This window comes from Mesorhizobium sp. M0243, from assembly GCF_040321775.1.
In the GTDB taxonomy this organism is placed as follows: domain Bacteria; phylum Pseudomonadota; class Alphaproteobacteria; order Rhizobiales; family Rhizobiaceae; genus Mesorhizobium.
Genome location: NZ_JAMYSF010000030.1, coordinates 1 through 20,109, shown reverse-complemented (window position 1 = coordinate 20,109; position 20,109 = coordinate 1). Strand labels below are relative to the sequence as shown.

Below are 20,109 nucleotides of genomic sequence, written 5' to 3'. Positions count from 1 at the left end.
GGGCTTCCTATCTCAGCTTGAGGGTCGACAGGCCGACCAGCGCCAGGATGACGGCGATGATCCAGAAGCGGATCACCACCTGGCTTTCGGTCCAGCCGAGCTTTTCGAAATGATGGTGGATCGGCGCCATCAGGAACACCCGCTTGCCGGTCATCTTGAAGTAGCCGACCTGGATGATGACCGACAGGATTTCCACGACGAACAATCCGCCGACGATGACCAGAACGATCTCGTGCTTGGTGGCGACCGCAACGGTGCCGATCAGGCCGCCCATGGCCAGCGAGCCGGTGTCGCCCATGAAGATCGCCGCAGGCGGCGCATTGAACCAGAGGAAGCCCAGACCAGCGCCGATGACCGCGCCGAGCACGACCGCCAGTTCACCGGTGCCGGGCACGAAATGGATCTGCAGATATTCGGCGAACACGGCGTTGCCGGAGAGATAGGCGATGACACCGAAGGAAGCCGCCGCGATCATGATCGGCACGATCGCCAGTCCGTCCAGACCGTCGGTGAGGTTCACAGCATTGCCGGCGCCGACGATGACGAAGCAGGAGAACGGAATGAAGAACCAGCCGAGATTGACGATGAATTCCTTGGCGAAGGGAAATGTCAGCGACGAAGAGAACGGCGCCTGGCCATTGTGCATGATCACCCAGGCGGCGATGCCGGCAATGACAAATTCAAGCGCAAGGCGTGCCTTGCCGGAAAAGCCGAGATGCGACTGCTTGGTTACCTTGAGATAGTCGTCGTAGAAGCCGATCGACCCGAAGCCCAGCGTCACCAGCAGCACCACCCAGACATAGATGCTCGACAGGTTCGCCCACAAAAGCGACGAGCCGATGATGCCCGACAGGATCATCAGGCCGCCCATGGTCGGCGTGCCGGCCTTCTTGAAATGTGTCTGCGGCCCATCGGCGCGGATCGGCTGACCCTTGCCTTGCCGCAGCCGCAGCGAATTGATGATGGTCGGTCCGAAGATGAAGACGATCAGCGCCGACGTGATCAGCGCCCCGCCGGTGCGGAAGGTGATGTAGCGGAAGACATTGAAGACCGAGACCTTGTCCGCAAAATCGACGAGCAGTGTAAACATGCGTTTTCGTCCCCCGACCTAGGTCTGTTTTCTAGCTGTCGATTCAGCCGGGAATTTGCCCAGCAGCGCATCGACCAGTTTTGCAAAACCGATGCCCTTCGACGATTTGATCATCACCACGTCACCCGGCTTAAGCGCGGCAAGCAGCACCGGCTTCAGCTCCTCGACACCAGCGCGGTATTCCGTCTTGATCTCAGCCGGCAGCGCTTCGGCCAGCGCCCGCATTTCCGGGCCGCCGAGGAAGACGGTCTGTGTCCCGGTGCCGACGATGAGTTCGGCAAGGGCTGCATGCAGCTTGGCCGAATGGTCGCCGAGTTCGAGCATGTCGCCGAGCACGGCGATGCGGCGGCCCTCGCCCGTCACAGGCGTCGCGTTGAGCAATGCCATGGCAGCAGCCATCGATGCCGGATTGGCGTTGTAGCTTTCGTCGATCAGCGTGATCGGTCCACCTGGGTGGCTCGAAGTCGAGCCACCGGGATGGCGCAGCACATGGCGCTTGCCGCGCCCGCGCTCGGCCGAAAGATCGGCCAGTGCGAGTGTCACCTTGTCGAGATCGGCCCCGACCAGATGTGCCGCCCCCAGCACCGCCAGCACGTTCTGCACCATATGGCGGCCGGGCGCGCCGATCCGCGCCGTCACTTCGTGGCCGCCGATCCTGGCGATGATATCGGAATGATCCGCATGCAGTTCGCATTTGGTGAGCTTGAAGGTAGAGCGCGCATTCTCGCCGAAGCCGTAGACGTGCTCGACACCGGCAGCATGGGCCATCTTGTCGAGCAGCTTGAAGCGCGTATCGTCGCGGTTGAGGACGGCGGCCCCCTCGGGCTCCAGCCCCTCGAAAATCTCGGCCTTGGCCTTGGCGATCTCGTCCAGATTGCGGAAGAAACCTAGGTGGGCGGCCGCGATCATGGTGACGATGGCGACATGCGGCCTCACCATCTTGACCAGCGGACGGATCTCGTCGGGATGGTTCATGCCGATCTCGAACACGGCATAGTCGCAATCATCGGGCATGCGTGCCAAAGTCAGCGGCACGCCCCAGTGATTGTTGAAGGACTGCGCCGAGGCATGCACCTTGCCGGCGGCTTGCAGCACATGGCGCAGCGCTTCCTTGGTGGTGGTCTTGCCGGCCGAACCGGTCACAGCGATGATTTTCGCGCTCGAGCGGGCGCGCGACGCAACTCCAAGCTTTTCCAGCGCGACCAGCACGTCCTCGACGACGATGATCGGCGCCGTCAGCCGGCCGAGCGACGGCAGCTTGCCTTCGGCCACCACCAGCACGCCGGCGCCAGCCTTGATGGCGGCGGTTGCGAAGTCATGGCCGTCCATCGCCTCGCCCTTGATAGCGAAGAAGGCGTCGCCCGGCTGCAGGCTGCGGCTGTCGATCGAAATGCCTGAAATGCCTTCCGGCATCGGCCCGAGCGGCCGCCCGTCCATGGCGGCAACCAGCGCCTCGGAGGTCCACAGCAAGCTCATGCGGCACGCTCCACGAGTGCCGCGCGAACCTCCTCGTGATCGGAAAAATGCAAGGTCTCGGAGCCGATCGTCTGGCCCTCCTCGTGCCCCTTGCCGGCCACGATCAGCGTGTCGCCGGCATGCAGCATGGCGACCGCCTCATGAATCGCCTGGCGCCGGTCGCCGATCTCGATGGCACCGGGAGCGGCGGCCAAAATAGCGGCGCGGATCGTTTCCGGCACTTCGGAGCGCGGATTGTCGTCGGTGACGATGACGACATCTGCAAGTCGCGTCGCAATCTCGCCCATGATCGGTCGCTTGCCGCGGTCGCGGTCGCCGCCGCAGCCGAACACGACGATGACGCGGCCGGTGGTGAACGGCCGGACCGAGGCCAGAACGTTTTCCAGCGCGTCCGGCTTGTGGGCATAATCGACATAGACCGGCGCGCCGCTGGCGGTGGTGCCGACGAGGTCGAGCCGGCCCGGCGCGCCCTTCAGTTTCTCCAACGCCATCAAGGCCTTGGCGACAGGTGTTCCCGTGGAGATGGCAAGACCCGCCGAAACCAGCGCGTTCGAAATCTGGAAATCACCGGCCAACGGCAGGTCGATCTCGTAGAGCACGCCATCGGCCTCGACTTCGGCGCGTTGGCGGTGGCGCTCGTGCTCGACCCGCTTCAGCCTGAGGAAATCGCCATGGCGGCCGACCGTCAGCACATTGAGCCCGGCAGCCTGTGCGGCCTCGATCGTCGGCGCCGACCATGGATCGTCGGCGAAGATCACGGCCGGTGCGCCCTTCGGCAGCAGCGTGTCGAACAGACGCAGTTTGGCGCGGTGATAGTCCTCGATGGTCGGATGATAGTCCATATGGTCGCGGCCGAGATTGGTGAAGCCGCCGGCGGCCAGCTTCACGCCGTCGAGGCGGCGCTGGTCGAGCCCATGGCTGGAGGCTTCCATCGAAGCGTGGGTGACGCCGGCATCCGCCAATTCCCGCAGCAATTGGTGCAGGGCGACCGGATCGGGTGTCGTCAGCGAGCCATAGTCGTTGCGTCCAGGCGCCACCACGCCGGTGGTGCCGATCGAAGCGGCGGCATAACCGGCCTGCTCCCAGATCTGCCTGGTGAAGGCGGCGACCGACGTTTTGCCGCTGGTGCCGGTCACCGCGACCATGATCTCAGGCTGCTTGCCGGAATAACGGGCGGCACTCAGCGCCAGCGCCAGGCGGGGATCGTCGACCGCCAATAACGGAACCGACAGCCCGGCAATGGTGCTGCCCTTGCCCGCCACGATCGCGGCCGCACCGCGCGCGGCGGCGTCGGCGGCATAAACGGCACCATCGGCCTTGGTTCCGGCGAGCGCAAAAAAGACAACGCCCGGTTTCACCTGGCGGGAATCCGAAGAAATCCCTGTAACCTCCAGATCGACGGAAGCTATTCCCTCGACGGGCAGGATACCGGCTAGATCTCTGAGCTTCATCGAGTCCCGTTCACCGCAACAAAATAGCGCGCTGTTGCCGGCGCGCCCTAAGAATCACTGATAGGAAACCAGCGTTGCACCATTTTCATGGCTGAAATCTGGCTTCACGCCAAGCATGGCAGCTGAACGCCTGATGATATTGCCGGCCATGACCCCCGCATTTGCGGCCGCGACATCCGTCATGCCAGGCTTTTCCGGGTGCGGGGCATCGGCAATGGTAAACACCAGATACTGTGGATCGTCCATCGGGAAGGCGGCGACGAAAGTGTTGAAATTCAAGTCCTTGGAGTAGCGGCCATTGACGACCTTCTCGGCCGTTCCGGTCTTGCCGCCAACGCGGTAGCCGGGGACCCTGGCATTTCTGGCCGAGCCCTTCTCCGCGTTGAGCGAATAGAGGTAGCGCATGCCTTCAACGGTCTTTTCGCTGACCACCTTCTTGGCCGTGGCCATCGCTTCCGCCTGCGTACGCACCAGAAAGGTAGGGTTCATCAGGAAGCCGCCATTCATCAACGCCGCGCAGCCCACAGCCGCTTGCAACGGCGTCGTCGACACGCCATGGCCGAAGGCGATGGTGAATGAATTGACCTGTTTCCAGACCTTCGGTTCAGTTGGACGGGCAGTCTCCGGCAATTCGGTCTGCATCCTGTCCAGAAGGCCAAGGCGATGCAGGAATTCGCGATGCCCCTCGATGCCGACCATCTCGGCTTCCCTGGCCGACCCGATGTTGGACGAGTAGAGGAACACCTCCGGCAACGACAGCACACGGTTCTTGCCGTGGAAATCGTGAATGGCCTGATGGCCGACCCGGATTGGATGCGAAGCATCGAAGCGGCTCGCCATCGTCGCCTTGCCGGAATCGAGCGCCATGGCTGAGGTGAAGCTCTTGAAGGTCGAGCCCATCTCGTAGAGGCCCGCCGACATGCGATTCAGCCGGTCCTTGTCCTGTGCATTGTAGGGATTGTTCGGATCGAAATCCGGCACCGAGGCCATGGCCACCACTTCGCCGGTCTTGACGTTGAGCACGACGGCGCCGGCCCCCATGGCACGATAGCGCTCCAGGCCGGCGGCGATCTCGTCGCGCACCACATGCTGCACGCGCAGATCGATCGAAAGCTTTACCGGCTTGAGATCCTTGGCAATGGCAAGGCCCGATGCCTGCAGATCGCTCAGCCCCTGCTCGTCGACATATTTCTCCATTCCGGAGATGCCCTGGTTGTCGATGTTGGTGAGGCCGACAATGTAGGACGAGGTCTCGCCGCTCGGATAGAAGCGGCGCTTTTCGGTGCGGAAGCCGAAACCGGGAATGCCGAGTTGCATGATGTCGGACTGTTGCTTGGGCGTCAGCTGCCGCTGCAGCCAGACGAAACCGGCGCCGCTCTTCAGCTTATGGTAGGTCTGCTCATAGTCGATGTCCGGAAGCACCGTCGACAGCTTCTCGATCGCCTCGTCGGCGTCGACAATGCGGCGCGGTTCTGCAAACAGCGACGCCGTCTTGATATCCGTGGCCAGCACTTCGCCGTTGCGGTCGACGATGTCGGGCCGCGATGCCGTCACCCGGCTCTGCGGACCGCCCGACATGTCGGGGGTCTGGAAGCCGAGATAGACCAGCCGCCCTGATATGGTCGAGAAGATACCGAAGAACACCGCCATGGTCATGACGATGCGCGTCCTGCCCTTGCCGCCGGTCGTCTTGCGGGCGCCCTCGACCACGATCGATCCATCTTCACTCGTCCTGGCGCGACGCTTCAGCAGTTTGCCGATCATTGGGCGATGCCTCCGGTCACCACGGGATCCCTGCCGTCCGGCGGCGCGTTGCCACCCGAATTGTCGGCCATGCCTCCCTGGCGTCCCGACAGGATGTCCTGGATGTCAAGGGATTTGGCCGGCAGGTCGCCGATGCCGCCGATCTGGCGAGCGCTGACCGGCTCGAGTTCGAGCTGCGATTTGTAGAGTTCGGCGAGCTTCTGCAGCCGCGACGGCTGGGTAAGCAGGCTCCAGTCGGCCTTGAGCAGGTCGATCGTATCCTCCTCATAGCGTATCTGCGCATGGATCTTCTGCACCGCGGCCAATTGTTCCTCGGCCTCGCGCTTGGCCTTGTAGGTAAGGGCCGCGACCGCAACCATGACGGCGATCAGGACAATGTCGCTGGTACGAAACACTTAGCTACCTCTCCCCCGGTCGGCCTGTGCCGGGAAGTGTTGGGCCGGGAAGCTTTGGAAGGCCGAAAATCGAAAAGTCGCTGCTGCGCGCCGGCGCCTCGGTGCGGATCGCCGCGCGCAGCCTGGCCGAACGGGCGCGCGGATTGGCCGCCACCTCGGCGTCGCCGGCAGTCACGCCGCCGCCCGCCTTGCGGAACGTCGCGGTGCGCGCATGAGCCTCGGGCAGGTGACGTGAGCCGGTCGCAACATCGGCCCGGTCGGCGATGAAGCGCTTGACGATGCGGTCTTCCAGCGAATGGAACGTCACCACGGCGAGCCGACCGCCCGGCTTCAGCGCGCGTTCGGCCGCGAACAGCGCCTTGGCCAGTTCGCCAAGCTCGTCATTGACGAAGATGCGCAGCGCCTGGAAGACGCGCGTCGCCGGATGGATCTTGTCCTTCGGCGCCCGGCCGATATGCGTCTCGATGGCGTCGGCCAGTTCCAGCGTGCGTTCGAACGGGCGCTTTTCGCGGCGCGCCTCGATCATGCGGGCGATGCGTCCGGCATGGCGCTCCTCGCCGAGAAAGCCGAAGATACGGGCAAGGTCGCCCGGCTTGAAGGAATTGACGACATCGGCGGCGCTGAGGCCCGATTGCGCCATGCGCATGTCGAGTGGCCCGTCGGCGCGGAACGAAAACCCGCGCTCGGCCTGGTCGAGCTGCATCGAGGACACGCCGATGTCGAGCACGACGCCCTCGGCGCTCTCGACATGTTCGTCCAGCGTCGAGAACGGCGCCTGCACCAGCCGCAGCCGGCCGCCGGACTGCGCTTCCAGATCGCGCCCGGCATCGATTGCATCCGGATCGCGATCGATCGCCACAACCGAGGCGCCCGTCGCCAGAATGGCCCTGGTGTAGCCGCCGGCACCGAATGTGCCATCGATGATGACGTCGCCCTGCGCCGGCGCCAGCGCTTCGAGCACTTCGCCAAGGAGGACCGGAATGTGGCGGGCCGATCCGCCAACGGCGTGAGGAAGGTCATCGCCGTGGCTCGCCGTCATTCCGGTCGCTCCCCAGGCTTCGTCCCCTGCCGAAGCTGCAAAAGCCGGGCTCGCGCCTGCGCCCCATAGGCGGCAAGCCGTCCCGGCTCCCAGATCTGAAAGAAATTGCCGCGTCCGACAAAGGCCACTTCCGCCGAAATGCCGGTGTGTTCGCGAATGAAATCGCTCATCGTGATGCGGCCGTCCTGGTCGAGTTTCAAGAAGGTGCCATCGCCATGGCAGAAGAACGACATGTCGTCCGCCGTCTGCAGGAAGGGATCCTCGAGCGCAATGCGCTGCTCGTAGCGGTCGAGCAGGTCGAGCCCGCCGACATCCATCGCCGGCAGGTCGAGGCAGCGCAGCGCGTAGAGTTCCGAATAGCCGCGCTTCTGCACGACGGCACGGAAATGCGCGGGAACGGACACCCGTCCCTTCGCATCGATCCTGCTCACCGTGTTTGACAGAAACCGGTCCATTAAACGCTACAGCCGCTTTCGCCGCCGCACCCCTCTCCATCTTGTCGCCCGCGCCGCCGCGGCGCGTTCCCTGCCCCGTATCAGCCTCGTCCACGCGGGCAAAGACCGGCAAACGCGCAGCCGCCGCGGCTGCCCGATTGGCGTACGCTTTACCCTGACGCGGAACGAAGGCTTTGATGTCTGGATGGGATATCATGGGGCACTATGGGCGTCAACGGGAATAGGCTTCACAAACACGCGCGCCGCGACCAATGAGAACAGCCTCGACGACACGTCTCGTCTTTATCGTCTATTAAGCCTAACGAAGCGTTTAGAGCCGCTTGGCCCAACCGGACGCGCCTTGCCGCGCGCCGCTGCCGGGCATAGCGTCTCGCCACATCTCGTCGGTCGCAAACAGGGTTGGAAATTCGATGTCTGAAACAGCAAAGTCACGCGCTGCAGCACTTCCTCATCTGCGTCGCAGCGGGCTTGCCATGGGCGATTCCATTCCCCTGCCCCTGACCATGGCCGCCATTTTTCATGCGCCCGGCGACGCCACCGGCTTCAATCAGTATGGCCGCTTCAGCAACCCGACCTGGGACGCGGTCGAACATATGCTGGCTCATCTGGAGAGTGCGCCGTGCGTTGCCTTCCCTTCAGGAATGGCGGCAATCTCGGCGGCGTTTTTTGCCATGCTCAAGGCCGGCGACCGTATCCTGCTGCCTTCAGACGGCTATCACACGACGCGGGCTTTGGCCGATCGCTTTCTCAAGCCGCTCGGCATCACCTACGATGTCAGGCCGACCTCGACCTTCCTCGATGGCGGCTTCGATGGCTATCGGCTGGCGTTTGTCGAAACCCCTGCCAATCCGGGGCTGGATATCTGCGATATCGCCGCCGTTGCCGATGCTGTTCACAAAGCCGGCGCGATCCTTGTCGTCGACAACACGACCATGACACCCTTCGGCCAGCGGCCGCTCGACCATGGCGCCGATATCGTCGTTGCCGCCGACACCAAGGCACCCAATGGCCACTCCGACGTGCTGTTCGGCCATGTGGCCAGCCGCAATGCCGATATCATCGCCGCCGTGACCGGCTGGCGCGAAGTTTCCGGCAGCATTCCCGGACCATTCGAAGCCTGGCTGGTGCACCGCGGCCTGGAGACACTGGATGTGCGCTTCGATCGCATGTGTTCCTCGGCGGAAGTCATCGCGCGGCGGCTGCAGGGCCATCGGGCAATCAGCGGTCTGCGTTATCCCGGACTGGAAGGCGATCCGTCGCACAACCTTGCCCGCGCCCAGATGGAGCGCTTTGGCTTTCTCATTTCTTTCGAGCTCGCCTCGGAGGACAAGGCCGAGGATTTCATCAACAATTGCGCCTTGATGCAGGCCGCGACATCCTTCGGCGGCGTCCACACCTCCGCCGAGCGGCGCTTGAAGCGAGGCGATGCCGTTGCCGCCGGCTTCGTTCGCCTCTCGGTCGGCTGCGAGCCGGTGGACGAGCTCTGGAAGGCGATCGAGGCGTCACTGGACAAGATCGGCGGCTGACGAAACGGCTACGCGCCGACGTCATCGGCCTCGATGTTGCGCTTGCCATGCAGCACGCGGATTATTTCGATCGCATCGTCATCGACCCGGTACAAGGTGAGATAGTCGCCAACGACCAGATGACGGATGCCTGGCGCGATGTCGTCGCGCGGTGCGCCTAAGAAGGGATAGGTGCAGTTGCCGCCACCGCGCCTCGATGCGATCGAGCAACCGATCGGCCGCAGCCTCGCTGTCGCGTGCAACATGAAGCCAGATCGCGATCAAATCGTCTTCTGCGCGCGCATTCCGGACGATGGGCAGCAGATTCATGCCGCGTCGTCAGATCGCAGGCGTCTCCTCGCTTCAGCCTTGATGTCATCCATTGACGCAAATCGACCAGGCCCGCTGTCGATCCCTTCCTGCACCAGCTTGCGCAATTCCTCGACCGTGTAGCCATGCAGGTCGCGCCGGTCTTTCCACTGTCTGAGCGCGTCGCGGATCACTTCGCTGGCCGATGCATATTCGCCGGCGGCGACTACATCGTCCACCGCCGCCGCCAGTTCCGGCGACAGCGTGATGCTGCGTTTGTCGACCTGTCCCATGAGAGGCTCCCGATGCTATCAGCTGATCCATGGTACGATTTAATCGCACCAGTTTCAAGCAATAGCCGGCCCTCGCTCGCATGGATGGATCGGTGAACAAACTTGAATCAGCAGGCGCGCCCGAGGGCGCAACCTGTTGATATCAAGAGACTTCTCTTCGATATCGCGGGAGAAAAAATTGCCAGCTGGCCTGTAAGCCGGGTTCTGTATGGCCCTCGCCCCTTGCGAGGCGAGAACGTGGCGGCCATTCATCTTGGGCGCATGTTGCCATGCGCCTCACGCAACCTACCCGGACGGTGAGCCGGAAACAGCCCTCGAGAGTTTCCCCTCGCACCGTCCCTATTCGGTCTTGCTCCCGGTGGGGTTTACCGTGCCGCTCCTGTTGCCAGTCGCGCGGTGGGCTCTTACCCCACCCTTTCACCCTTACCCCGAATCCGGCAAGCCGGATCGTGGCGGTTTGCTTTCTGTGGCACTTTCCCTGGGGTCGCCCCCGCCGGCCATTAACCGGCACCGTGTTTCCATGGAGCCCGGACTTTCCTCACCCACGACCTTTCGGCGTTTGCGGGTGCGGCCGCCCAGCCAGCTGGCAGAGCGTATAAAGGGGTTCACGCCCGAAAACGCAAACGAAAAAGCAGACTTATGCGGGCGATCCCAGCGCAGCCATCTGCACCTTCACCTTGCCGCAATAGGCTGCCGACACCGGGTTCATCCGCGTTGCGGCGTGGCCGGCATTGTATTTCAAAATCGTGCCGCAGGTCGTGCCGCCGCCGAGGCTCCGCGCCATGGCAAGGTATTTCATCCCGTATTTGATGTTGGTGTCGGGATCGAACAGACCCTTGGCGGAGCCGCTATAGCCCATCATCCGAGCCGTGGCCGGCTTGATCTGCATCAGGCCGATCTCGCCGGCGCCGCCGACGATGTTGGGCCGATAGTTGCTTTCGATCTGGATAACCGCCGAGGCGAGCGATACCGGAACGCCTTCGATCGCCGCATAGCGGGCAACGATTGCGGAATACTGCCCGCTGCTGGCCACCGTGGCCGCCGAGGCTGCCGCGTTCCGGACACCGATCGACGCCGTTGCCGTCATGTCGACGGTTTTTCGGCCACGCTTCGTCTGCTTTCTGGCGGACTTCTTCGGCTTGGACCAGCTTGCTTTTTCCATTTTCGCGGAAGCCCGCTTCGTCGCCTTGGCGTCCTGGCCTGCCTTGCCGCTTCTGGCCTGTGGGGCCTTGCCGCCTTTCGCGGATGCCACGACAGGCCCTTGATCGGCTCGCGGGCTGAGGGGCGCGGCATCTGCGGCACTGAAGGCAAAAGTCATTACGCCGGCAGCAAGAGCTGCCGTTAAAACGGTAAATTTCTGCATGTGATCCTGTTCTGTCTGAACCGCGCGAAGATGTTCGCGCAGCAACGCCTAACCAACGTCGGAACAACCCGGGGGCTTGGGGTCCGACATCTACACGTCAGCCGTTTGACGCCCGAATTGGTGTCAAACAAGGCCAGGCAAGTCACTTTGAGTGACAGCTTGTAACTTAAGGATTGGAAAGAATTGCTTGGAAGAGGCTTCCCGGGGGTCAGCGCCTCACGGAAGCAAGCAGCCTTTGCAGCGTCCGCAGCGTCGAGCCGTCGGCAACGCCGTCCACCTTGCGCGGCCGGAAATGACGCTGGAAGGCCTCGACCACCGCCTCGGTCTGCCGGTCGAAAACGCCGGATATTTCAACGCCATAACCGTAGAGCGCCAGCATCGACTGCAACGCTTCGACGTCGCCGCCGGTGTCGCCGGTTGTCAGAGTGGCGCCTCGCCTGACGGGTGCGGCCGCCACGAGATGACCGACACCGGCTTCGAACAGCGTCCGCCACGGAAACCTCTCGCCGGGATCGATCTTGCGCCCCGGCGCAATATCGGAATGCGCGAGTACCCGCTCGGCGGCGATCGAATGCCGACCGGCGATCCCACGGCACAGCCCGATCACCGCATCGATCTGCCGCCGGGGAAAACCGGGATAACCCAGCGAATGCCCCGGATTGACGATCTCGATGCCGACCGAACAGGAATTGATGTCGGCTCGTCCGAACCACGAACTCTTGCCGGCATGCCAGGCGCGGTCGCTTTCCCTGACCATCTGCACGATATGGCCATTCTCGTGGACGAGATAATGCGACGAGACCTCGCTGGCCGGGTCGCAAAGCCAAGCCTCGGCCCCGGCGCCGGTCGCCATACCGGTGTAGTGCAGCACGATCATGTCAGGCCTGGGCGTCTCGCGCCGCGGGCCGAAATTCGGCGATACCCTGACTTCGGCACGTGGCTCGTCGGGCAGAAAGCCGCTCATGCGTGGCGCAGGCCCCGCTCGATCATCTCGTAGGCGGCGTTGATCGCCGCCACCCTGGTGGTCGCGATCTTGATGAATTCCTGAGGCAGGCCGCGCGCGATCAGCCGGTCCGGATGATTGTCGGAAACCAGCTTGCGATAGCGTTTCCTGACCTCTTCGAACGGCTTGCCGCGCTCGATGCCAAGCACGACATAGGGATCCCCGGCGCCGAGATTGACGTGCCGCGCCATGATGGCCTCGTAATGCGCTTCGTCGATGCGGAAAATCTCGGCGATGCGGTGCAGGAAGTGGCCTTCGCGCTCGTGCACCAGCCCGTCGGCCTTGGCGATGTGGAACAGACCGTCGAGTATGTCTTCCAGCATCACGCAATTGGAATGCCCGGAACCGCACATCTGCGCCATCCGCTCGGCATAGGTCTCGAAACCGGCCACGTCGCGTTGGGCGAGATCGAACAGACGCGCCACATTGCGCGTCTCCTTCGGCGGCACTTCGAAGATTTCCTGGAACGCGCGCACCTCGTCCTGGGTGACGATGCCATCGGCCTTGGCCATCTTGGCCGACAGCGCGATCATCGCCACCGAAAAGGCGACACGCCGGCGCAAATCCGCATCGCCGGCGAAAACCGTGCGCACGGCCTCGACCACGTCGGCGACACCCGACGAGGCTGAGGATGAAACGCGGGTGATGAATTCGCCGAGGCGATCCCAAATCGACATGGCCTGCTTCTTAGAGCCACCGCCCGCTCCTATCAAGCCGGGACAGTGCCGCAGGCTTTGCGCGACAAATAGATCGGACTCGAACGCCACGGCGCTCGGACAATATGAAAAAGGCCGGCGCGAGCCGGCCTTCATCACACGAAGTACTGCTTGCTCACTACTGCGCGGGCGCAGGAGCTGGTGTTGCCGGAGCCGGCTCGGCAGGCTTCTCGGGTGTGATGCTCTTCGTGGTCGAATTATCCGTTGCCGGAGGCGTCGCGGCCGGCGGCGTGGCTTCCGGGGTAGCCGGCTTCATCGGTTCCTCGGCGGCCGGCGGATTGGTGCTCTGGGTGGTGGTATTGTCCGTACCGCTGTCACTGCAGGCGGCGACGCCAAGCAAGGCCAGAGCGGAAACGGACGCGAGAATGAGCTTTTTCATTTTGTCTCTCCTTCAACACACGCTCACGTTGCCGTGAGCGGTCGAAGGACAAATGCGTCAGACGACCATGAGTTTCGTAACGTTGCGTTTCCGCATGTAACATCGTCTGGTTCATTTGCGATTGCCGCTCGGGCCGTGGCCAACTAACAGAATGTGCCGAACCACCGATCGAACAGAAGAGCGACAGGGGCTGTCATGACCGAAAAATGGGATTTCTGGATCGACCGCGGCGGCACATTCACCGATATCATCGGCCGAGATCCGGAAGGCGGGCTGCACCCGCGCAAGCTTCTCTCCGAAAATCCCGAAGCCTATAACGATGCCGCCATCCAGGGCATTCGCGACCTCCTTGGCTTGTCGTCCGGAGACACGATCCCAAGCGGCCTGATCGGCGACATCAAGATGGGCACCACGGTCGCCACCAATGCGCTGCTGGAGCGCAAGGGCGACCGCGTGCTTTTGCTCATCACCAAGGGCTTTCGCGATGCGCTGAAGATCGCCTACCAGGCGCGCCCCGACATCTTCGCCAAGGAGATCGTCCTTCCCGAACAGCTCTACGAGCGCGTCATCGAAATCAACGAGCGTGTGCGCGCCGATGGCCGCGTCGAACAATTGCTCGACATCGCCGCCTGCCGGCCGGCGATCGAACAGGCCAGGGCCGACGGCATCGACGCCGTCGCCATCGTCTTCATGCATGCGTGGAAATACCCCGACCACGAGAAGGCCGTGGCAAAGGTCTGCCGAAAGCTTGGTTTCAGCCAGGTTTCGGTCAGCCATGAGGTCTCGCCGCTGATCAAGCTGGTCGGCCGAGGCGACACCACCGTGGTCGACGCCTATCTGTCGCCGATCCTGTCGCGCTATGTGCAAAGGGTGGCGGGCGAGCTGGGCGTGGCGCCAATCTCCCCCCTTGTGGGAGGTGAGGAGCGATCGGCCGAAGGCCGAGAAAAAACCAACGATTTGGCTTTTTCAGCGACGAACGCCCGGAGCCATAGCGAAGGGCAGTCGGCGAAGCCGACAGAGGGGGGCGCTGTCCCGCCAACGCCTTATTCTGTCACGCCCCCCTTTGCCGTGCCGGGCATCTCCCCCACAAGGGGGGAGATCGGCCAATCGCCTCGCCTCATGTTCATGATGTCGTCGGGCGGTCTCACCGCCGCCGACATGTTCCAGGGCAAGGACGCACTGCTGTCGGGGCCCGCCGGTGGCGTCGTCGGCATGGTCGAGACGGCCAGGCTCGCCGGCTTCGACAAGGTCATCGGCTTCGACATGGGCGGCACCTCCACCGACGTCGCCCATTATGACGGCGAATATGAGCGCGCCTTCGACACCGAGGTCGCCGGCGTGCGCATCCGCGCGCCGATGATGCGCATCCATACCGTCGCCGCCGGCGGCGGCTCGATTCTGCACTATGAGGCCGGCCGTTTTCGCGCCGGACCTGACTCGGCCGGCGCCAATCCCGGCCCGGCAGCCTACCGGCGCGGCGGCCCGCTCGCCGTCACCGACGCCAACGTCATGCTGGGCAAGCTGCAGCCCGATTTCTTTCCGGCAATATTCGGACCCGGCCAGGACGAACCGCTCGACGTCGAGACGGTGCGAGCAAAATTTGCAACACTCGCCGCCGAAATCGGCGATGGCCGGTCGCCTGAGACTGTCGCCGAAGGGTTCGTCACCATCGCCGTGGAGAACATGGCCAACGCCATCAAGAAGATCTCCGTGCAGCGCGGCTACGACGTCACCGAATATCTCCTGAACTGTTTTGGCGGCGCCGGCGGCCAGCACGCGTGCCTAGTCGCCGATGCGCTCGGCATGGAAGCGGTGCTGATCCATCCCTTCTCTGGCCTGCTGTCGGCTTATGGCATCGGCCTGTCCTCGGTCTTTGCCTCACGCCAGCAGGCGCTGCTGAAACCGCTTGCCGAAGAGTCCAGAACGGAGATCGGCAACCTCATCGCCATCTTGAGAAAAGCCGTCATCGCCGAACTCGCGGCGCAAGGCATCGGCGAGGATACGGTCGCCACAAAGCCCGTGCTGCACATTCGCTATGACGGCACCGACACGACACTGCCGGTGAATTTCGAGGCGGATTCGATTTTCCAGGCCAGGCGCGATTTTGAAATCGCCCACAAGGCGCAGTTCGGTTTCGTTTATGACGACAAGCCGATGATCGTCGAGACCGTCGGCGTCGAAGGCGCGGACACCGGCGGCACCGGGCGCGACGAAACTGAATCGCGAACCGAAGACCTTGCCGTAAGCCCTTCGCAAACCCGCGAAATCTTCACCGAAGGAGAGTGGCGCACTTCACCCATCTTCCGCCGCGAGGCGCTGAAGCCGGGAAACAGGGTTGCGGGACCTGCCTTGATTATCGAGCCGAACCAGACAATCGTCATCGAGCCGGGCTGGCAGGCCGAAATCACCGCCAGGAACCATGTGCTCCTGCGCCGTGTCGAGAAAAAGCGCCGGCAGGCAGCGCTCGGCACCGAGGCCGATCCGGTCATGCTGGAGGTCTTCAACAACCTCTTCATGTCGATCGCCGAGCAGATGGGCGTGACGCTGCAGAACACCGCCTATTCGGTCAACATCAAGGAACGGCTGGATTTCTCCTGTGCCGTCTTCGATCGCACTGGCGCGCTGGTCGCCAATGCGCCGCATATGCCGGTGCATCTGGGCTCGATGGACCGCTCGGTCGAAACCATCATCCGGCTGAATTCCGGCGACATCCACCCCGGCGACGTCTTTGCCCTCAACGCGCCCTACAATGGCGGCACGCATCTGCCCGACATCACCGTGGTGACGCCGGTGTTCGACGACGCCCAACGCGAAATCCTGTTCTGGGCAGCCTCTCGCGGCCATCATGCGGATATCGGTGGCACGGCACCCGGCTCGATGACGCCGCTTGCCACCACGGTCGACGAGGAAGGCGTGCTGTTCGACAATTTCCGCATCGTCGATCGTGGAAAATTCCGCGAGAAGGAGCTGGAAACGCTGCTCACCGACCACCGCTACCCGGCCCGCAATCCGCACCAGAACATCGCCGACCTCAAAGCGCAGATCGCCGCCAACGAGAAGGGCGTCGCGGAACTGCGCAAGATGGTCGCGCATTTCGGCCTCGATGTCGTCGAGGCCTATATGGGCCATGTCCAGGACAATGCGGCTGAAAGCGTGCGCCGCGTGCTGGAGCGGCTGCCCGATAGTTCGCAGTACGAATACCCGACCGACACCGGCCAAATCATCAAGGTGAAGATCACGGTCAACCGGCAAAAGCGCGAGGCGACCGTTGACTTCACCGGCACGTCGCCGGTCATGAAGAACAATTTCAACGCGCCCGAACCCGTCGCCCGAGCGGCCGTGCTCTATGCTTTCCGCGTCATGGTCGAGGACATGATCCCGATGAATGCCGGCTGTCTGCGGCCAATCAACATCATCATTCCCGACGGCTGCATGCTGAAACCCGCCTACCCCGCCGCCGTCGTCGCCGGCAATGTGGAGACCTCGCAGCATGTCACCAATGCGCTGTTCGGCGCCATGGGCGCCATGGCCAACGCGCAAGGCACGATGAACAACCTGACCTTCGGCAACAAGACCTACCAATACTACGAGACGATCTGTTCCGGCTCGCCCGCCGGCCAGATGAACTCGGGCCGCGGCTTTGCCGGCACCTCCGGCGTCCATACCCACATGACCAACTCGCGCCTCACCGACCCGGAAGTGCTGGAATTGCGCTTTCCCGTGCTGCTCGAGGATTTCCACATTCGGGAAAACTCCGGCGGCAAGGGCAAATGGAGCGCCGGCGACGGCACCAAACGCACCATCCGCTTCCTCGAAAAGATGGAATGCGCGATCCTGTCCTCGCACCGCAACCGCCCGCCGCAAGGGCTGGATGGTGGCGGCGATGGCGAGGTCGGCTCGACCAAGGTCCGCCGCAAGGATGGCACGATCGACATGCTGAAAGCCTGCGACCAGACAGTGCTGCAGGCCGGCGACGCCGTCATCCTGACGACGCCGACGCCGGGCGGATTTGGCAAGCCGTGAAAAGATGCGTCAACAGGCTGTCACCGGCCTGTCATGACCCTGAGCTACCCTCTTGCGGCAAAGCAAATGGGGAATCATCTTGCCATGACGGACGTTTCCGCTGATCTGGTTTTTCGCCGCGGCAAGGAAGTTGGAAAGGCCGTCTACCAGAACCGCCCGCTGTCGAAGGCAGGCATTTCGGAGCGGCTGTTCGCCTTCCTGTTTTCCGGCCTCGTCTATCCGCAGATCTGGGAGGACCCCGATGTCGACATGGAGGCGATGCAGCTTGGCCAGGGCCACCGCGTCGTCACCATCGCCTCCGGCGGCTGCAACATCCTGGCCTACCTCACGCGCTCGCCGGCCCGGGTCGACGCCGTCGATCTCAACGCCGCGCACATCGCGCTGAACCGCATGAAGCTGGAGGCGGTGCGCCATTTGCCTTCACAGGGCGACCTGTTCCGCTTCTTCGGTGCCGCCGACACCAGCCACAATTCGGCGGCCTACGACCGCTTCATCGCACCGCATCTCGATCCGGTAAGCCGTCACTACTGGGAGCGCCGCAACTGGCGTGGCCGCCGTCGCGTCACTGTGTTCGACCGCAATTTCTACCAGACCGGCCTGCTCGGCCTGTTCATCGCCATGGGCCACCGCACGGCAAAATTCTTCGGCGTCGACCCCGCCGGCATCATGCAGGCCCGCAACATCGGCGAGCAGCGCCGCTTCTTCAACGAGGAACTGGCGCCGGTCTTCGACAAGAAGCTTTTGAAATGGGCGACGTCGCGCAAGGCTTCGCTGTTCGGCCTCGGCATTCCACCGGCGCAGTACGATTCGCTGATCACTTCTGGCGACGGCACCATGGCCAGCGTGCTGAAAGCCCGGCTGGAAAAGCTCGCTTGCGATTTTCCGCTGGAGAACAACTACTTCGCCTGGCAGGCCTTCGCTCGGCGCTATCCGAACCCCGGCGAGGCCGCCCTGCCCGCCTATCTCGAAAAACAGAATTACCAGACCATCCGCGGCAATGTCGACCGCGTCGCCATCCACCACGCCAATCTGATCGAATTTCTCACCGGCAAGGACGCCGGCGCGGTCGACCGTTTCGTCTTGCTCGATGCGCAGGACTGGATGACCGACGATCAGCTCAACGCGCTGTGGGCGGAAATCACCCGCACCGCATCGGCCGACGCCCGCGTCATCTTCCGCACCGCCGCCGAACCCAGCCTGTTGCCGGGCCGAGTCTCCAGCTCGCTGCTCGACCAGTGGGACTATCAGGACCAGGCTTCGCGCGAATTTTTGGCCCGCGACCGCTCGGCCATCTATGGCGGCTTCCACCTCTACGTGAAGCGTGCGGCATGAGCACCAGCGAGTTGCCGGCCAGCCCCGAATTCAAGGCCAACCATGCCGAACTGATGGACCGCGTCTACCGCTGGCAGCGCCATATCTACGACCTGACCCGCAAATACTACCTGCTCGGCCGCGACCTAATGATCTCGGGGCTCGACGTGCCTGTCGGTGGCACCGTGCTGGAGCTCGGCTGCGGCACCGGCCGCAACATCATCCTGGCCGCGCGTCGCTACCCCGACGCCGGCTTCTTCGGCCTCGACATTTCAGCCGAAATGCTGGAGACGGCCAGCGCCGCGATTGCCCGCGAGGGCCTGGTCGATCGTGTCACGCTCGCCCAGGGCGACGCCACGGGATTCGATGCCAAGGCGCTGTTCGGGCGCAACGGCTTCGATCGCGTCTTCGTGTCCTATTCGCTGTCGATGATCCCCGGTTGGGAAAAAACTGTGTCGGCAGCGCTTGCCGCCCTGTCGCCGAACGGTTCGCTGCACATCGTCGATTTCGGCCAGCAGGAAGGCCTACCCGGCTGGTTCCGGACCTTGCTGCGCGGCTGGCTGAAAAAATTCCACGTCGCGCCGCGTGAATCGTTGCGCGAAGTGCTGGAATCGGAATCTCGGCGAACCAGCGCAAGCTTCCGTTTCCGCACGCTTTATCGCGGCTATGCCTGGCTGGCGGTTATCAAGATAACTTCCTGAATATTGCCGTGGGAAAGGCACATAAAGGCGAAGCAGCCACGATCCGTTGGATAAACGTTGCCTTATGACCCCGAGAGCGGTACACTATCTCACATGCATGAAGCATGTGGTGATCATCGGCTTCAGGGATGAATGGCTGCGGGCCTTCTTCGTGGAAGACACCCATTCTCGCAACATTCCGTCCGATCTCGAAAGCCGTTTGTTCCGCAAGCTCCAGATGATTGACGACGCGATGATCGATCAGGATTTGCGTGTGCCGCCCAGCAATCATTTCGAGAAGCTGCGTGGCATTCTCGAAGGCTTCCATTCAATACGCGTCAACAAGCAATGGCGGCTGATCTTCCGCTGGGACGGCGGCCGCGGTGAGGCGTCGGACATCTATCTCGACGACCACAGCTATAGATGAGGTGAGAACATGTTGATGACCGCACGCAAGCCAGCAACGGTTGGCGAAATTCTCACGGAAGAATTCATGCAACCGCTTGGCCTTACGCAGGCGGCTTTGGCCGAGGCGATGGGGGTCCAGCGCAAACATGTGAACGAATTGTGCAACGACCGCCGCAACGTGACGGCGGCGACCGCGCTCATTCTGGCACGGGTGTTCGGCAACAGCCCGGATTTCTGGTTGAACGTACAGCGCCGCAGCGATCTTTGGCAGGTCATGAACTCGCCCGACGAGCGGGCGCGGGTTGATCGCGCCAAGCCTTTGGCGACAGCTGCATAGACAAGAGTTACGGCGCGCTAGAGCGATTCCTATTTTGAGAGAATCGTAGGATTCCCAAAGCCGGATGTTTGTGATTCAAGATGCTGGCTGGATTGGAGGCCAGCATCTGATG

General features: G+C 63.0%; 18 protein-coding genes, 1 other RNA gene and 1 pseudogene. 6 read left to right on the top strand and 14 right to left on the bottom strand.

Annotated elements, in window-relative coordinates; all coding sequences use genetic code 11:
* Positions 1-7 precede the first annotated feature (7 nt).
* Genes mraY through mraZ form a run of 7 tightly spaced genes read right to left on the bottom strand, consistent with a single transcriptional unit; the run spans position 8 to position 7,670 of the window.
* Positions 8-1,090, bottom strand: a complete 1,083-nt coding sequence (gene mraY / locus NKJ11_RS28160; RefSeq protein ID WP_013530954.1) for a phospho-N-acetylmuramoyl-pentapeptide-transferase — start codon at positions 1,088-1,090, stop codon at positions 8-10.
* A gap of 18 nt (positions 1,091-1,108) precedes the next feature.
* Complete coding sequence (locus NKJ11_RS28155; protein ID WP_352442236.1) at positions 1,109-2,566, bottom strand: UDP-N-acetylmuramoylalanyl-D-glutamyl-2,6-diaminopimelate--D-alanyl-D-alanine ligase; 1,458 nt, start codon at positions 2,564-2,566, stop codon at positions 1,109-1,111.
* On the bottom strand, positions 2,563-4,017 hold the full coding sequence (locus NKJ11_RS28150) for a UDP-N-acetylmuramoyl-L-alanyl-D-glutamate--2,6-diaminopimelate ligase (protein WP_128303491.1): 1,455 nt from the start codon (positions 4,015-4,017) through the stop codon (positions 2,563-2,565). The genes NKJ11_RS28155 and NKJ11_RS28150 overlap by 4 nt, the downstream gene beginning before the upstream one ends.
* Before the next feature lie 54 nt (positions 4,018-4,071).
* On the bottom strand, positions 4,072-5,781 hold the full coding sequence (locus tag NKJ11_RS28145; RefSeq protein WP_128303490.1) for a peptidoglycan D,D-transpeptidase FtsI family protein: 1,710 nt from the start codon (positions 5,779-5,781) through the stop codon (positions 4,072-4,074).
* On the bottom strand, positions 5,778-6,176 hold the full coding sequence (ftsL, locus tag NKJ11_RS28140; RefSeq protein WP_128303489.1) for a cell division protein FtsL: 399 nt from the start codon (positions 6,174-6,176) through the stop codon (positions 5,778-5,780). Before ftsL ends, NKJ11_RS28145 begins: the two co-directional genes overlap by 4 nt.
* A 4-nt stretch (positions 6,177-6,180) precedes the next feature.
* Entirely contained in the window at positions 6,181-7,215 is a 1,035-nt protein-coding gene (gene rsmH, locus NKJ11_RS28135) for a 16S rRNA (cytosine(1402)-N(4))-methyltransferase RsmH (protein WP_352775617.1), read from the bottom strand.
* Complete coding sequence (gene mraZ / locus NKJ11_RS28130) at positions 7,212-7,670, bottom strand: division/cell wall cluster transcriptional repressor MraZ (RefSeq protein ID WP_056582893.1); 459 nt, start codon at positions 7,668-7,670, stop codon at positions 7,212-7,214. Before mraZ ends, rsmH begins: the two co-directional genes overlap by 4 nt.
* A 410-nt stretch (positions 7,671-8,080) precedes the next feature.
* Between mraZ and NKJ11_RS28125 the strand changes: the two genes are divergently transcribed.
* Entirely contained in the window at positions 8,081-9,196 is a 1,116-nt protein-coding gene (locus NKJ11_RS28125; RefSeq protein WP_023813150.1) for a cystathionine gamma-lyase, read from the top strand.
* A gap of 8 nt (positions 9,197-9,204) precedes the next feature.
* On the opposite strand, the pseudogene NKJ11_RS28120 reads toward NKJ11_RS28125, so the two are convergent.
* The 7 genes and pseudogenes from NKJ11_RS28120 to NKJ11_RS28090 all read right to left on the bottom strand — a co-directional run bounded on the left by NKJ11_RS28120 (position 9,205) and on the right by NKJ11_RS28090 (position 13,238).
* Positions 9,205-9,505, bottom strand: a pseudogene (locus tag NKJ11_RS28120) (type II toxin-antitoxin system RelE/ParE family toxin).
* Positions 9,502-9,777, bottom strand: a complete 276-nt coding sequence (locus NKJ11_RS28115; RefSeq protein ID WP_023813151.1) for a type II toxin-antitoxin system ParD family antitoxin — start codon at positions 9,775-9,777, stop codon at positions 9,502-9,504. Before NKJ11_RS28115 ends, NKJ11_RS28120 begins: the two are co-directional and overlap by 4 nt.
* A 177-nt stretch (positions 9,778-9,954) precedes the next feature.
* An RNA gene (rnpB, locus tag NKJ11_RS28110) (RNase P RNA component class A) lies at positions 9,955-10,364 on the bottom strand.
* 50 nt (positions 10,365-10,414) lie between these two features.
* Positions 10,415-11,140: a lytic transglycosylase domain-containing protein gene (locus tag NKJ11_RS28105; RefSeq protein WP_023813152.1), complete on the bottom strand. Its 726-nt coding sequence runs from the start codon at positions 11,138-11,140 to the stop codon at positions 10,415-10,417.
* A gap of 208 nt (positions 11,141-11,348) precedes the next feature.
* Entirely contained in the window at positions 11,349-12,104 is a 756-nt protein-coding gene (locus tag NKJ11_RS28100; protein WP_128303484.1) for an N-acetylmuramoyl-L-alanine amidase, read from the bottom strand.
* Positions 12,101-12,820, bottom strand: a complete 720-nt coding sequence (locus tag NKJ11_RS28095; RefSeq protein WP_023813154.1) for a J domain-containing protein — start codon at positions 12,818-12,820, stop codon at positions 12,101-12,103. Before NKJ11_RS28095 ends, NKJ11_RS28100 begins: the two co-directional genes overlap by 4 nt.
* A 157-nt stretch (positions 12,821-12,977) precedes the next feature.
* Complete coding sequence (locus NKJ11_RS28090) at positions 12,978-13,238, bottom strand: hypothetical protein (RefSeq protein WP_081734943.1); 261 nt, start codon at positions 13,236-13,238, stop codon at positions 12,978-12,980.
* Positions 13,239-13,433: 195 nt separating this feature from the next.
* On the opposite strand from NKJ11_RS28090, the gene NKJ11_RS28085 reads away from it, so the two are divergent.
* From NKJ11_RS28085 to NKJ11_RS28065, 5 genes are all read left to right on the top strand, one after another.
* Positions 13,434-17,261: a hydantoinase B/oxoprolinase family protein gene (locus NKJ11_RS28085; RefSeq protein ID WP_352630879.1), complete on the top strand. Its 3,828-nt coding sequence runs from the start codon at positions 13,434-13,436 to the stop codon at positions 17,259-17,261.
* A gap of 33 nt (positions 17,262-17,294) precedes the next feature.
* Entirely contained in the window at positions 17,295-18,593 is a 1,299-nt protein-coding gene (locus NKJ11_RS28080) for a BtaA family protein (protein WP_352630880.1), read from the top strand.
* Complete coding sequence (locus NKJ11_RS28075; protein WP_352630881.1) at positions 18,590-19,273, top strand: class I SAM-dependent methyltransferase; 684 nt, start codon at positions 18,590-18,592, stop codon at positions 19,271-19,273. Before NKJ11_RS28080 ends, NKJ11_RS28075 begins: the two co-directional genes overlap by 4 nt.
* Before the next feature lie 109 nt (positions 19,274-19,382).
* Positions 19,383-19,679: a type II toxin-antitoxin system RelE/ParE family toxin gene (locus NKJ11_RS28070; protein ID WP_127267190.1), complete on the top strand. Its 297-nt coding sequence runs from the start codon at positions 19,383-19,385 to the stop codon at positions 19,677-19,679.
* Between the two features lie 9 nt (positions 19,680-19,688).
* Positions 19,689-19,997: a HigA family addiction module antitoxin gene (locus tag NKJ11_RS28065; RefSeq protein WP_023813159.1), complete on the top strand. Its 309-nt coding sequence runs from the start codon at positions 19,689-19,691 to the stop codon at positions 19,995-19,997.
* The last annotated feature ends 112 nt before the right edge of the window (positions 19,998-20,109 follow it).